The 13,805-nt window shown below is 69.5% G+C and carries 10 protein-coding genes; 4 read left to right on the top strand and 6 right to left on the bottom strand.

Features of this window, described 5'->3' with window-relative positions:
* The first annotated feature begins 149 nt into the window (after positions 1-149).
* From WC326_03180 to WC326_03170, 3 genes are read left to right on the top strand one after another with little or no spacing between them, the layout of a single operon-like run.
* On the top strand, positions 150-2,276 hold the full coding sequence (locus tag WC326_03180) for a PAS domain S-box protein (GenBank protein MFA7330057.1): 2,127 nt from the start codon (positions 150-152) through the stop codon (positions 2,274-2,276).
* Positions 2,273-3,442 (top strand): response regulator, encoded by a 1,170-nt coding sequence (locus WC326_03175; protein MFA7330056.1) that lies wholly within the window; start codon positions 2,273-2,275, stop codon positions 3,440-3,442. Before WC326_03180 ends, WC326_03175 begins: the two co-directional genes overlap by 4 nt.
* A gap of 56 nt (positions 3,443-3,498) precedes the next feature.
* The gene (locus WC326_03170) at positions 3,499-4,290 is read left to right on the top strand and encodes a carbonic anhydrase (GenBank protein ID MFA7330055.1); all 792 of its coding nucleotides are present in this window, start codon (positions 3,499-3,501) and stop codon (positions 4,288-4,290) included.
* A 57-nt stretch (positions 4,291-4,347) separates the two neighbouring features.
* Here the strand turns inward: WC326_03170 and WC326_03165 are convergent, their stop codons facing one another.
* From WC326_03165 to ccoS, 6 genes are all read right to left on the bottom strand, one after another.
* The gene (locus WC326_03165) at positions 4,348-4,743 is read right to left on the bottom strand and encodes a desulfoferrodoxin family protein (GenBank protein ID MFA7330054.1); all 396 of its coding nucleotides are present in this window, start codon (positions 4,741-4,743) and stop codon (positions 4,348-4,350) included.
* A 206-nt stretch (positions 4,744-4,949) separates the two neighbouring features.
* Positions 4,950-5,972 carry an isocitrate/isopropylmalate dehydrogenase family protein gene (locus WC326_03160; GenBank protein MFA7330053.1) on the bottom strand — a complete coding sequence of 341 codons (1,023 nt, stop codon included), beginning with the start codon at positions 5,970-5,972 and terminating at the stop codon, positions 4,950-4,952.
* Between the two features lie 64 nt (positions 5,973-6,036).
* Positions 6,037-9,873 (bottom strand): ATP-binding protein, encoded by a 3,837-nt coding sequence (locus tag WC326_03155; protein ID MFA7330052.1) that lies wholly within the window; start codon positions 9,871-9,873, stop codon positions 6,037-6,039.
* Between the two features lie 277 nt (positions 9,874-10,150).
* Positions 10,151-11,176 carry a hypothetical protein gene (locus WC326_03150; protein MFA7330051.1) on the bottom strand — a complete coding sequence of 342 codons (1,026 nt, stop codon included), beginning with the start codon at positions 11,174-11,176 and terminating at the stop codon, positions 10,151-10,153.
* Positions 11,124-11,729 carry a sigma-70 family RNA polymerase sigma factor gene (locus WC326_03145; protein ID MFA7330050.1) on the bottom strand — a complete coding sequence of 202 codons (606 nt, stop codon included), beginning with the start codon at positions 11,727-11,729 and terminating at the stop codon, positions 11,124-11,126. The genes WC326_03150 and WC326_03145 overlap by 53 nt, the downstream gene beginning before the upstream one ends.
* 74 nt (positions 11,730-11,803) lie before the next feature.
* Positions 11,804-12,022 carry a cbb3-type cytochrome oxidase assembly protein CcoS gene (gene ccoS, locus WC326_03140; GenBank protein ID MFA7330049.1) on the bottom strand — a complete coding sequence of 73 codons (219 nt, stop codon included), beginning with the start codon at positions 12,020-12,022 and terminating at the stop codon, positions 11,804-11,806.
* Positions 12,023-12,195: 173 nt separating this feature from the next.
* Between ccoS and WC326_03135 the strand changes: the two genes are divergently transcribed.
* Positions 12,196-13,602: a hypothetical protein gene (locus WC326_03135; protein ID MFA7330048.1), complete on the top strand. Its 1,407-nt coding sequence runs from the start codon at positions 12,196-12,198 to the stop codon at positions 13,600-13,602.
* Positions 13,603-13,805 lie beyond the last annotated feature (203 nt).

Raw genomic sequence — 13,805 nt, 5'->3', positions numbered from 1 at the left:
GAGCTTGATTCCCGGCCGAACCTGGACGATAAGCAACAGCATCCCCGCCATGGCCGGTCCCCGGGTTGACTGGGGCAGTCCGGGTCGATCCCGCGGCACGGGTCGGGGCCGAGGTCGCTCGCAATCCAGGCAGTCCACTTGAGGTGCGTGTGCATTCTCCCATCTCGCATTCCGACCTGCTGAGCGACCTGGCGGAACCCGTCTGCGCCTTCGACCTGGAAGACCGCCTGCTCTACTGCAACGCCTCCGCCGAACGTCTGCTGGGGCGTAGCCTGGACCAACTGGTCGGCCGGCACCAGGACGAGGTTTTCTCCCCGGAACTCAGCTCCCAACTGGATCAGCAGCGCCAGTACCGGCGCATGGGCCTTTCAACGGTGTACGAAGTCACCCAGCGCGAATCGCTGGGCCGCGTTCGGACCTTTCTGATCGCCGGCAGTCCCCTGCACGACGGGCAGCGGCGGCTGATCGGCTCCTGCGGTGTGATCCGGGACATCAGCGAGCGCAAGCAGCGCGAGCTGCTGCACGAGGCCCGCACCCGGCTGACCCTGGCCATCTCGGAATCCCTGCGCTCCCTGGTGACCATCGTGGATTTCAGCCAGTGCGTGGGAGACGTGCTGGCCAGGGTGGGCGAGGTGCTGGGCTCGCCCAGCGCGGCGTTCTACCAGCGCGACGAGGCCGGGGCCTTCGCGCCGGCCGTGAGCTGGGCCGGCGAGGACCTGCTGTTGGAGGGCCGGGCGCCGCTCCGGACCACCCTTCCGGAGTCGACGCATCAAGGGTGGGTGACCCAGCTGGCGGCCCGCAAAGTGCTGTTCATCCGCTCCCTGGAGGACCTTCCGCCCACGGCCCAGGCCGAGCGCACGCGGATGCAGGAGCAGCGCCAGAGCAGCCTGGTCATTCTCTCCATCGTCTACAACAACCGGCAACAGGGCTTCCTGGTCTTCGACAACCCCGGCCACCTGGTGGAATTCTCGGGCGAGACCCTCTCCCTGCTCACCATTCTCACGGACGGCATCGCCAGCGTGCTCAACCGCCGCAGCTCCGAGCAGGAGCGCGGGCTGCTGATCACGGCGGTGGAGCACTCCGATGATTCCGTGCTGATCAGCGCCGCGGACGGGACCATCCTCTACGTGAATCCCGCCTTTGAACGCAACACCGGCTACCGGCGCCAGGAGGCCCTGGGCCGCAATCCGCGCCTGCTGAAGAGCGGGCGCCACGACCAGGACTTCTACCGCCAGCTGTGGTCCACCTTGAAGGCAGGCGCGGTCTGGCGCGGCGAACTGATCAACCGCCGCAAGGACGGCAGCCTGCTCTACGAGAGCTGCATCATCAGCCCGATCCTCAACGCCGCCGGCGAGGCCCAGCGCTTCGTGGCCGTAAAGCGCGACCTGAGCCGGGAGCGCCAGCTGGAGAGCCAGCTGCGCCAGGCTCAGACGCTGGAGGCCGTGGGCCGGCTGGCCGCCGGGGTGGCGCACGAGATCAACACGCCCACCCAGTACATTGGCGACAACATCACCTTCTTCCGCGAGGCCTTCGACAACCTCTGTCCCTGGGTGACGGCCGCGCGCGCCCTGCTGGGCGCCGCCAGCGAGGCAGGGGGCGCGCTGGGCGAGCAGGCCGCGGCCCTGCTGGCCCAGTCCGAGGAGATCGAGCTGGACTTTCTGCTGGCGGACATCCCCAACGCCCTGGCCCAGAGCCAGGACGGGGTGGAACGCGTGGCGGGCATCGTCCGCGCCATGAAGGAGTTCTCCCATCCCGGCCACCAGGGCACCTCCACCAACGATCTCAACCACATGCTGCAGAGCGCGCTGGCCGTCTCACGCAGCGAGTGGAAGCACGTGGCCACCGTTCGCCTGGAGCTGGCGGAGGACCTGCCGCCCATCGTGTGTCACGTGGCCGAGTTGAATCAGGCCCTGCTGAACCTGCTGCTCAACGCCGCCCAGGCCATCACCGAGACCGGCGCCGGCCGCGACGGCAAGCCCATGGGCGAGATCCGGGTCGGCAGCCGGCTGGCGGACGAGGCCTTCGTGGTGGAGATCGCGGACACGGGCGGCGGCATCCCGCCGGACGTGCTGCCGCACATCTTCGCCCCCTTCTTCACCACCAAGGAAGTGGGCAAGGGAACGGGCCAGGGCCTGGCCGTGGTCCACAACGTGATCGTCGACATGCACGGCGGCCAGGTGGGCGTGAGCAGCGAGCCCGGCGCGGGCAGCACCTTCCGGCTGACCCTGCCCGTCAAGTCTCCCCCTGTACCAGCCGCAAAGGAGGACGCCGCATGAGCGCCGCCGCCGGACCCCGCGTCCTCTTCGTCGACGACGACCCCAACATCCTGGACAGCTTCCGCCGCACCTACCGGAACCACCTGGACTTCGACACGGCGGAAAGTGCGCCCGCGGCTCTGCTGAAGCTGGACGAGGCCGGCCCCTTCGCCGTGGTGGTCTCCGATCAACGCATGCCGCAGATGTCGGGGATCCAGCTGCTGAAAGAGATCCGCACCCGCTGCCCGGACACCATCCGCATCATGCTGACCGGGAACGCCGACCAGCAGACGGCCATCGAGGCCGTCAACATGGGCCACATCTTCCGCTTCCTCACCAAGCCCTGTCCGCCGGCCACGCTGCTCAACGCCGTGCAGGACGGCATCCGCCTGTGGATGAACCGCAACACGGAGCGCGAGATCCTGGCCGGCACCCTGGCGGGCAGTCTGCGCATCCTGACGGACGTGCTGGGCATCCTGCACCCCGCCAGCTATGGACAGAACCAGCGCGTGCAGCGCATGGTCAAGCACGTGGCCACGGTGCTCAAACTGCCCGACGCTTGGCAATACGAGACGGCGGCCATGCTCTCCCAGATCGGCTGCGTGGCCCTGGACGCCGGGCTGCTGACCCGTGTGAATGCCGGCTACACACTGGCGGGCGAGGAGGACGTCCTGTTCCGCTCCCATCCGGACCTGGGTGCCCGGCTGATCCGCAACCTGCCCCGGATGGAGGCTGTGGCGGACATGATCAACCTGCAGATGTCCACCCTGGGCAACCGCCAGGGCCTGGATCTGGCGGATCTCACGCCGGCGGAGATCGGCGGGCATCTGCTGGGGATCGCCCTGCGCGTGGACCAGGCCATGCGCCGCGGCAAGCCCTACCAGGAAGCCGTCAGCGACCTGATCCGCGACACGCGCGACCTGCGCCAGGACATGCTGAGCGCCCTGCAGAGCCTGCGTTTGGAGGACGCCACGCTGAAGAGCCGGCCCATCCGGCTGAAGCACCTGCACGTGGGGCACACCCTGGCGGACGACGTGTTGACGGAGACGGGCGTCATGCTGGCCAGCCGGGATCAGGAGATCACGGACACCATGCTGGAGCGGATCCGCGGATTCGCCCAGAGCATCGGCATCCGCGAACCCATGCTGATCTGGGAACCCATGCTGGAGACCGAGCCGGGCCAATAGGTGGAGCGGGTCGGCGACGTGCGGCGGCCCGAGTCCGTTTCAAGTAGGAGAAAACGATGAGCGCGTGTTTGAGCCTTCGTTCGTCCCTGGCGCTGATCCCGATCATGGGCCTGCTCTGTCTGCTACCCGCGAGCGGGGACGCCGCCTCCCGTCACGAGGTGAAGACCCCCGCCGTCGCCGGGGAAGCCGCCCCGCCGGCCGCGCACGCGGCGCCAGGCGGACACGGCGCGGCGGGCGTGGATCCCGCGGAGGCCCTGGCCCGGCTGAAGAAGGGCAATTGGCGCTTCAGCTCTGCGCCCTTCAGCAACGGCAAGCCCGTGGCGGACCGCCGGGCGGAAACCGGCCAGGCCCAGCATCCCTACGCCGTGGTGGTGGGCTGCGCGGACTCCCGCACCCCGCCGGAACTGATCTTCGACACCAATCTGGGCGAACTGTTCGTGGTGCGCGCGGCGGGCAACCTGCTGGACGCCTACGGCCTGGGCAGCGTCGAATACGCTGTGGAGCATCTGGGCTGCCGGCTGATCGTGGTGCTGGGCCACGAGCGCTGCGGCGCGCTCAAGGCGGCCCTGGGCGCCAAGGACGCCCCCGGCCACGTGGGCGCGCTGGTGCGCGACCTGCAGGGGGCCGTGACCATGGGTCGCGTGATGCCCGGGGATCCGCTGGTGAACGCCATCAAGGCCAACGCCGTGCAGATCGCCACGCAGATCCAGAAGGAAGGGCAGTTCGGCGGGGCCGCGGGGGAGATCCAGGTCATCTCGGGCTACTACGACCTGGACACGGGCGTGGTGGAATGGCCGGGGGGCGAACCCGAGGATGAGCCCGCCGCAGCAGCGGGGCAGGGACACTGAACGCGCAAGGGCCCGGGATTCCGGGCCCTTTTCGTAGGGACACGATGCATCGTGTCCCTACTCCTCCACTTCCACCACCTGCTCCTCGCTCAGCCAGAGGCCGTGCTGCGTGCAGTAGGTCAGCGCGCACAGGCGGGCCTTGCGAGCCAGGGCGATTTGGAAGCTCACCTGGGAATAGCCCTTGGCCTCCTCCCGCCCCGCCGTGAAGGCGCCCGGCTCGTAGACGGCCGTGGCCAGCAGGCGGTCGCCGTCGAACAGCTGCAGGCGCTGGATGTGGTGGTTGTCCAGGTCGGGATGGACATAGTCCTGCCCCATTTTCAACACGACCGGAAAGGCCTCGCCCTTCTTCACCCGGGCGGGAGCCAGGACGTGGGGGGTGTGACGGTCCAGGTAGTCGCGCTTGGCCTCCTTCATCTCGGGGGTGACCAGGGCGGGCGAATTGAACGTGGGCATGGAGACTCTCCTGTCGCTTGGGTGTCGGATGCAGGGTGAAGCCGCGTGTCGCGCCGCGGCGCCAGAAGGTGGCGAACGGCGGGGATTGCGGCGCCGGCGCGCCCGGCGGCCGGAACCCCGGAGCGCCCGGGACCGACAGAAAGCGGCCCCGGCGCAAGTCAGGCGACTCCGTCCGGGGCCGGATTGTGGATCGTGGACTGGTCGGGCTACTTGAGCAGATCAAGCTTGCGCAGGATGCCGTCCACCAGCTGGTCCGTCGAGGCCGTGCCGCCCAGGTCCGGCGTGAGGTTGCTCTTGTCCGCCAGGAACAGGGTCAGCGCCGCCTGCACGCGGTCCGCGGACTTCTCCTCGCCCAGGTGGCGCAGCATCATGTTGCCCGAGAGGATGGTGGCGATGGGATTGGCGATGCCCCGGCCCGCGATGTCCGGCGCGCTGCCGTGGACGGATTCGAAGACCGCGCAGTCGTCGCCCAGGTTGGCCCCGGGCACCACGCCCAGCCCGCCCACCAGGCCGGCGCACAGGTCGCTGATGATATCGCCGTAGAGATTGCCCAGCACCAGCACGTCGAAGATCTCGGGCCGCATCACCATTTGCATGGCGCAGTTGTCCACGATGATCTCCTTGTATTGGAGATCGGGATACTCCGCCGCCACCTTGCGCACGCTCTGCAGGAAGAGGCCGTCGGAGAGCTTCATGATGTTGGCCTTGTGGACGGCGTGCACCGTGTGCCGCTTCTTCTGCGAGGCCCACAGGAAGGCGGCGCGCGCGATGCGCGTGGAGGCCTTCTCCGTGATGATCTTCAGGCTCTGGGCCACGCCCGGGGCGATGTCCTGCTCCAGGCCGGCGTAGAGGTCCTCCGTGTTCTCGCGGAACAGGACCAGGTTGATGGGCTTGTGGTGCTCCGTCACGCCCAGCGAGGAGCGCACGGGGCGCACGTTGGCGTAGAGGTCCAGCTCCTTGCGCAGGGCCACGTTGACGCTGCGGAAGCCGCCGCCGATGGGCGTCGTGAGCGGGCCCTTGAGGGCCACCTTGTTGGCCCGGATGGATTCCAGGGTCTCGTCGGGCAGCGTGCTGCCGTGCGTGTCCACGGCCCCGGCGCCGGCGGGCATCAGGACCCACTCGACTTCCACGCCCGTGGCCGCGATCACGCGCCGGGCCGCGGCGGTCACTTCCGGACCGATGCCGTCGCCCTGGATCAGCGTCACTTTGTGCTTCTTCTTCGCGCTCATGCCATCCCGCCTCTCTTCTGGATTTTTCCGGAACAGGATAGCAAACAGGAAGGGGCGACCGTCCTCAGACCGTGGATTCCGAGCGGGGGCCGTCCAGCCGGGACCGCACTTCGCGCAGCAGGACGCCGGGTCCGAAGGGCTTGGAGAGCAGGCTCACGTTCTGGCCGTCCATCAGTTCCAGGTCCAGGCCGCGGTCCGTGTAGCCGGTCATCAGGATGACGGGCTGCAGCAGGCCCTGGTCGCGCACCTGGCGCACCAGCTCGAAGCCGCCCAGTTCGGGCATCACCACGTCGCTCAGGATGAGCTGCGGATCCAGGCCCTGTTCCAGCAGGGCGAGGGCCTCGCGGCCGTTGGCCGCCGTGCTCACCTCGTAGCCGCTATTCCGCAGCGTCCGCAGCAGCACCTCGCGCACGGCGGCCTCGTCCTCCACCAACAACAGACGCTCGGTTCCGCCCGGGCCGGAGAGTTCGCGCGGTTCGCCGTCCCGGCCGGCCAGGCTCTCCCCCAGGACCGCGGGCAGGTAGATGTGGAAACTGGTGCCCTGGCCCAACTCGCTCTGCACCCGGATCAGGCCTCCGCTCTGCGTGACGATCCCGTAGACCGTGGCCAGCCCCAGGCCGGTGCCCTGGCCGGCTTCCTTGGTGGTGAAGAAGGGTTCGAAGATGTGCGCCTGCACCTCGCTGCTCATGCCGTGGCCCGTGTCGGAGATGCTCAGCAGCACGTGGGGCGCACCCTCGGGCAGGCCCGTCTCCCGGGCCAGCAGGGCCCCCGGCACCACGTTGCGCGTGCGGATGACCAGCTCGCCGCCGCCCGGCATGGCGTCGCGGGCGTTGACCACCAGGTTGAGGATCACCTGGTCCATCTGGCCCGTGTCCAAGTTCACGCGCTGCAGGTCCGGCGCCAGATCCAGCCGGATCCGGATGTCCTCGCCGATCACGCGGCGCAGCATCTTCTCCAGGTCGGCCAGGATGCCGTTGAGCGAGACGCGCTGGGGATGCAGCGTCGAGCGCCGGCTGAAGATCAGCAGCTGGCGCGTCAGCTGAGCCGCCCGCTGGGCCGCGTCGCGCACCTGCTGCAGCTCGTCGCGCACCGGGTCGTGGGAGTCCAGGCTCATGAGCAGCAGGTCGCACTGGCCCAGGATCACCACGAGGATGTTGTTGAAGTCGTGGGCCACGCCGCCGGCCAGCCGGCCCACGGCCTCCATCTTTTGCGATTGGCGCAACTGGCTCTCCAGCTGGTGACGCTCGCTGACGTCGCGCAGGATGGCCAGCAGCAGGGGCTCACTGCCTCCGTGCAGGAGGCTTAAGGTCACTTCCACCAGGAAGGGCTGTCCGCTGGACCGCAGGTGGATCCACTCGAAGGAGAGCGCCTCGCCGGCCAGCGCGCGCTGGATCAGTTCCTGGGCCTTCTCCCGGGAGTCGCGCCCGTCGGGCTGCTGGGGCGGGGAGAGCATCTCCGGCCCCAGTCCGGCCATCTCTTCCGGCGCGAGACCGAACAAGCGGGCCGCCGCCGGATTCCCCTCCAGGAAGCGCTGGGAGTCCATCACGAAGATGGCGTCCAGGGCGTTCTCGAACAGGCCGCGGTAGCGGGACTCCGAGACGCGCAGCGCACCCTCCGCCCGCCGGCGCTCCTGGACCTCCGCCTGCAGGGCGGCATTCATCCCCTTGAGCCGCTGGGCCCGGCGGCGCGCCAGCAGCCAGCTCAGCCCCAGCAGTGCGCCCAGGGCCAGCGTCTGCAGCCAGAGCCACTTGTACCACGGGGCGGGCACGTGGATGCCGCCCAACTCCGTCTCCTGGACCGGATGGCTGCCCGCCTGGACGCGCACGCGCAGCGTGTAGCGGCCCGGCGGCAGATAGTCCAGCCGGCGGGTGCCGGACAGGGTCCAGGGCGTCCACTCCTCGTCCAGCCCCTCGACAAGGAACGAGTACTGGGCGGGGCCGTCCAGGCCGAGGTGGGCGCAGGCCACGCCGAGCACCAAAGGCGCGACGCCACGGACCCCGCCGCCCGGCCGCAGACCGCCCGCCGTACCCGCCCACTGGACGCCGCCCAGCTCCAGACTCCGCAGCTGCAGGGGCGGCAACTCATGTCCGGCAGCCTTCAGCTGATCCGGGTGATAGTGCAGCAGGCGCTGTTCGGTCTGCACCCAGATCCCGTCCCGCGTGACCAGCACGTTGCGCGGCCGGCGTCCGGCCGAGCCGTAGGTGGAGGTGTCCCAGACGGGAAGGCCCTTCCCGGCCGGCGCCACGGCCAGTCCCTGCTGGAACAGGACCCAGCTGCTTCCGTCGAGCCCGCGGCTGATCCGGCAATTGGCCCCCAGGTTCCAGCCGGCGGGCGGCGCGAACCCGCCGGGCTCGCCCAACCGACCGGCGGAATCCGGCTCCAGGACCCGCGTGCCGCTGACGACGAGCAGCTGGTCGCGAAAGCTCCGCACCTGCACGGCGCCGGGTTCGAGGCCCTGGGCCACGCCCAAGTTCAGCACGTCCCAGCGACCCTGGCGCAGGCGGATCCGCCACAATCCCGTGTCCGAGCTGCCCAGCCAATACTCGCCCGGCACGCGCCGCTCCATGCTGGTGATGTCGCCCATCACCCCCGGGATCGGTTCCCCCACCCGCCAGGCGCCCGCCTCCCAGAGCAGCGGCCGCAGCCGGCCCTCCACGCCCACCCAGACCCGGTCGGCCTGCTCCGGATCCTGGAACAGCAGGGAGGGCTGCCCGCCCAGCAGGACGCGGTCTCCTGCTTCCCGCACCCAGGCCAGCTGCCCGCCCAGGGTGGCCAGCAGGCCGTGCCGGGTGGAGAGCAGGTGCCAGCAGATGCCGCTCACCCGACCCACCCGCACGAAGCGCTCGCTCGCCGCGTCCCGGCCTTCCCGCATCCTGAAGAGGCCCTGGGTGGTGCCCACGTGGACCCAGCCCTCGTGCAGCGTCAGGCATTGGGGCTGCCCCGGCAGTCCGTTGGCGCCCATGTACTGGCTGAAGGGCAGTTCCAGGGCCACTTCCGCCACGCCGTCGGTGCTCGCCACCCAGAGATTTCCGCCGGCGTCCTGGCTCAGGTGGACGGCCATGGGGCTCGACAGCCCGGTGCGCTCGTCCAGCACCTGCTGCACGCGCAGCTGCGGATCCAGCAGGAACACGCCGCCCTGCAGGGTGGCCAGGGCCAGCCGACCGTCGCGCAGCCGCAGGCCGTGAAACAGATCGAGGGCCTGGATCCGCGCGCTCAGTTCGGGCAGCGCCGTCACCCGCCCCCGCTCCAGCAGGTAGAGTCCCCGGAAGCGGGTGCCCAGCAGCAGGCGGCCGCCGTCCAGCGGCAGCAGGCAGACCATCCGGTTGCCCTGGGCGAAGAGTTCGGGACCGAGCACGGGCTCCAGGGCCGTCTCGGGAATCTGCAGCGCCCCCTCCGGCACCCGGGCGGGGTTCAGCCGACACAGACCGCGGTCGGCCAACTGCACGAACAGCGTGTCCCCCAGCGCGGCGGCCCCGCCCAGTTCCTGGGGAGGCGTGAAGGTCTGCAGCTGGCCTCCCTGCCAGCGGGCCAGCAGCTCCTTGCTCTGGAAGTAGAGGCCGTGGCTCAGGTGATGGATGGAGCGCACGTCGCGGAAGTGCGGCGCCCGGTCACGCAGGGAATCCGACAAGTGGCGGGGCTGCCAGTCTCCGGCGGAGCGCTCCAGCCAGCCGAACTCGTTGGTCCCGCCGTAGGCCAAGCGGCCGTCAGGCAGAGCCAGCACGCTGCGGATTTGGGTCCGGCCGGGGGTCTGCAGGCGGCGCCAGGTCTGGCCGTCGAACTCCAGCACCCCGTCGTCGTTGCCCACGAACAGGTTCTGGTTGACGTCGTGGGTGGTGGAGAGGCAGATGTCGGAGAAATCCTGCCCGGCGGGATGGTGCTGCACCACGGGCGGCAAACCCACGGCCAACGCCGTCAGAGTCCAGGCCAGCCCGAGCAGGCCGCCCGCCAGTCGACGGCCGACCGCCGGAACAGGAATTCGCCGCCATCTTGGCCGTGGACCCACCCGGATTCTCCCTGGTTCGTGCAGTTGTGCCAAATCCATATCGGCCGATGGGACGGCTGAATGAACGGGAGGCGCGGGCTGTTCAGGTGGAGCCGGTTCGGCGGGATGGCGGCAAAGCAAAAAAACCGCGCGGGAGCTCCCGCGCGGCAGGTTTTTCCTTGAATGAGGGGCGGGATCAGGGGCGCGCCGGCTCCTTCTTCACCTGGATGCGCAGATCCTGGCTGCGGACCGCGCCGTCCGGCGACGAATCCTCCCGGCGCTGGATCACCACGCCCACGGAGTCCGGGTTCACTCCGGCGGCCCGCAACTGCGCCAGCACGCGTTCGCGGATCTCGGCCTCCGTCAATCCCTCCAGGCCTTCCAGCTGCAGACCGGGCAGGCCGCCGCCCTGCAGCTGCCACTCGCCCTCCGTCAACTGGCTGTCGCACTGCGCGCTCAACGCGATGGTCAAGGGACCGGGGGCGGCGGAATCGCTCTCCAGCTCCACGTGCACCAGCGGCAGGCCGCCTTCCTCGCTGCGGGTCACGCTCACCCGGCCGGGATAACCCTGGGCGTCCAGCTGCTCCTGCAGGGCCGTGTTGATCTGCTCGTCACTCAGGCCGCTGATGTTCAGCTGCACGTTGAACACTTGGTCCATCATCATGGTGAACAGGCTGCCGCGGGATTCCTCCTCCCAGGGCGTGCTGCTCAGCTCCACGCCGGCCAGCCCTTCGAAGACGGCCAGCTCGGCCTGCGAGGCGTCGCGCAGCAGCGCCTGCACGCGGCTCCGCCCGCCATCCTCCTCCTGGACGTTGAAATTCTCCACCGACCAGGGTCCCTGGCGCAGGACGCGCAGGACAGGTTCCAGATCGCCGCTCACCTGCAGGTCCAGGGTCAGGCCGGCTTCCCGGTCGTAGTTCAGGGGCACCGTGCAGGCCAGGACCACCAGCAGCAGGCTCGCCGCGCCGGCCAGGCGCAGGGCACTCCATCGGGCAGGGTTCCACATCTCGTTCCATCCTTTCCAGCCGGCGGCTCCCGCAGGACGCCGCCCTGTTGCGTGCTCCGCCGCCGCGCGGGCCTCCACCTGCCGGCGCAGGTCGTCCAGCCGGGGCAGCTCCTCGTCCCGTGGACTCAGCCGGCCGAAGAGGGCGCGCAGGTCGCCGTCGGAATCAGGACTCTTGTCCCTGCAGTCGCCGGGCTTCCAGTTCGCGTTCGAATCCATGGTCCAGTTCCTCCTCGCAGCTTCGTCCGATGAGGGCCAGATTGAGACGACCGTCCAGCAAGTCCCGCAGCTCGCGCCGGGCCCGGTGGATGCGCGTTTTCACCGCAGCCAGGGATTCCCCGCGCGCCTCGGCCACCTCGGCCAGCGAGAGCCCACCCAAGTAGTGCAGCAGCAGCGTCTCCCGCCGCTCCGGCCGCAGGCTGGCCAGCGCCGCCTTGAGGTGCCAGCGCTGCAGATGTTCCTCGGCACTGGCGCCGTGGGTGGGCTCGGTCCCCGCCTCGCCGCCCTCCCGGCCGGGCAGCCAGCGCCGCCAAAGCCCGCGCCGCCACCGGCGGCGGGCCTCGTGCACCAGGATGCGGGCCATCCAGGGCCGGAAGCGCGCTTCCTCCCGCAGTCCGGGCAGCCCCGTCAACCCCTTGAACAGGCAGTCCTGCAGCAGGTCGTGGTCCTCCCCCGGCGGAGCCAGTTGGCGCGCCAGGGCGCAGAGGGCCGGCCACTGGGGTTCCAGCAGCTGCCAGAAACGATCCGGGGCGGGAGCGTGGGGTCCATGCATGGGGTCGCCTTTCTGTCCCTTGCCTCTACGAGTCGGGCGGGCGATGAAAGGTGGCAGGGAGACTGAAAAAAGAATCAGGCGCGCGGCGGGTGTTCGTCCTGGGGGCCTGGTTGGCCTGGATTCGCCGCGTCGGCCGGGGGGCGCCGCTGGACGGGGGAGTCCTCGAAGAGCATGCGGATGGCCGGGGTCTCCAGGTCGTCGAACTGCCCCTTGCGCACCGAGCGCACGAAGGCCCAGACCATTCCCGCGGCGATCACCAGCGCCAGCGGCAACACGACGTAGATGACGGACATGGCGGACCCTCCTGAGTTTCCGGCGCAAGAAGTCGCATGATCCTCATGCAATTGTCACGTCATCCGCCATCCGGCGGATGGACAACCCGCAAATAAGTCCACTAGTTGAACCGTCTTCGCGACGGCCCTCCCACCTTCGGGCCGTCTCCACACACAGCAAAAGGAGACGAGACATGAGTTACGGAAGACGAACACAAGGGCTGGGCCTGGCCCTGCTGCTGGCGGGGGGCCTGGTCCTGCCCGGCCGCTCCCAGGCACCGGGTCATGTGTTGATCGCCTGGAACGACCTGGGCATGCACTGCGCCAACCAGGATTTCAGCCAGTTGGTGGTCCTGCCGCCCTACAACAACGTGAAAGCCCAGTTGCTGCGCCGCCAGCCCGCCGGGCCGCCCCTGTTGATCACGGAAGGCGTGCGGCTGGAGTACAGCATCCCGGGCAACACCACCTCGGTGACCAAGACCAACTTCTGGGACTACGCCCAGCAGATCTTCGACCTGCCCGCCCCCCTGCCGCCGAACATCGGGTTGACGGGCAACGGATTGAGCGGCGTGCTGTCCCCTTTCCCGGGCTATTTCGAGGTGACCGGCGTGCCCGTCACGCCCTTCCAGGACAACGACCTGGTGAACGAGCAGCCCTATCAACTGATTCACGTCGAGGCCTTTGACATGCAGACCGACGATCTGCTGGCCTTCACCGACGCGGTGATCCCGGTCTCCAACGAGATCGGCTGCGTCTCCAGCGGCTGCCATTCCAGCGTCCAGGACATCCTGGACGAGCATCCTGACGAAGCCGGTTTCAATCCCAATGATACGCCCATTCTGTGCGCGCGCTGCCACGCCTCCCCGGCGCTGGGCACCCAGGGCATCCCCGAGGCGGGCTTTCTTTCCCTGCGCCTGCATGAAAAACACCACGACATCCAGCCCGTGAACGGCATCTCCACCTGCTACAAGTGCCACCCCGGCGCCAACGCCCAGTGCCTGCGCGACGTGATGGCCACCAACCCGGCCGACCCGATGATCTGCCAGGACTGCCACGGCACCATGGAACACGTGGCCGCCACCATTGAGGACGGACGCATTCCCTGGCTGGACGAACCCAGCTGCGGCTCCTGCCACGGCGCGGCCTTCGCCGAGGAGCCGGGCACGCTGTTCCGCAATTCGCGCGGCCACGGCGGCCTCTACTGCTCGGCCTGCCACGGCAGCCCGCACGCCATCCTGCCCTCCCGGGAAGCCAACGACAACCTGCAGAACATCCGGCTCCAGGGCCACGCCGGCACCCTGAGCGACTGCCGGGTCTGCCACACCGTGCGGCCCACCAGCCCCGGCCCTCACGGCATCTCCGCGCCCCCGCCCAGCGAGGTGGTGCTGGAGATCCATCGCCAGGCGGCGGGCCAGGGCTTGCGCCTGGTCTGGAACAGCCTGCCGGATGCGCTGGAGTACCGGATCTACCGGCTGAACGAGGCCTGGGGCGAAGCCGGTCTGGTGCAGGTGGGAGCCACCACCCTCACCGATTGGCAGCTCGCGGAGCCGGCCGCCGGCGACGTGCGCGAATTCTATCGTGTGACGGCCCTGCTCCCCTGAGCTGCGCGACCTGACCCTCCAACCCGCGCCCTGCTGGGGCGGGCCTTGCCTGAAGCATCGCCGGGCGGTGGCCGGACTCCTTGTTCGGCGCCGCCTGGCGTTGCCAGGTCCAGGCCGGCCGGTCCCCGCGACCCATTCCGGCCTCTGTCCGCTGCTGAAGTCGCGGTCGCAGCCGCCAAGCAGGTGACCGAAAAGCTCGACAG

It is taken from the genome of Candidatus Delongbacteria bacterium (genome assembly GCA_041675285.1).
GTDB lineage: Bacteria > CAIWAD01 > CAIWAD01 > CAIWAD01 > CAIWAD01 > CAIWAD01.
Note: the sequence above shows the minus strand (reverse complement) of the source record. Positions and strands in the feature narration are given on the sequence as shown.

Coding starts and splice junctions, on each gene's coding strand:
- WC326_03170 (MFA7330055.1), top strand. CDS start 3,499: ATGAGCGCGTGTTTGAGCCTTCGTTCGTCCCTGGCGCTGATCCCGATC.
- ccoS (MFA7330049.1), bottom strand. CDS start 12,022: ATGTCCGTCATCTACGTCGTGTTGCCGCTGGCGCTGGTGATCGCCGCG.
- WC326_03160 (MFA7330053.1), bottom strand. CDS start 5,972: ATGAGCGCGAAGAAGAAGCACAAAGTGACGCTGATCCAGGGCGACGGC.
- WC326_03175 (MFA7330056.1), top strand. CDS start 2,273: ATGAGCGCCGCCGCCGGACCCCGCGTCCTCTTCGTCGACGACGACCCC.
- WC326_03165 (MFA7330054.1), bottom strand. CDS start 4,743: ATGCCCACGTTCAATTCGCCCGCCCTGGTCACCCCCGAGATGAAGGAG.
- WC326_03150 (MFA7330051.1), bottom strand. CDS start 11,176: ATGGATTCGAACGCGAACTGGAAGCCCGGCGACTGCAGGGACAAGAGT.
- WC326_03145 (MFA7330050.1), bottom strand. CDS start 11,729: ATGCATGGACCCCACGCTCCCGCCCCGGATCGTTTCTGGCAGCTGCTG.
- WC326_03135 (MFA7330048.1), top strand. CDS start 12,196: ATGAGTTACGGAAGACGAACACAAGGGCTGGGCCTGGCCCTGCTGCTG.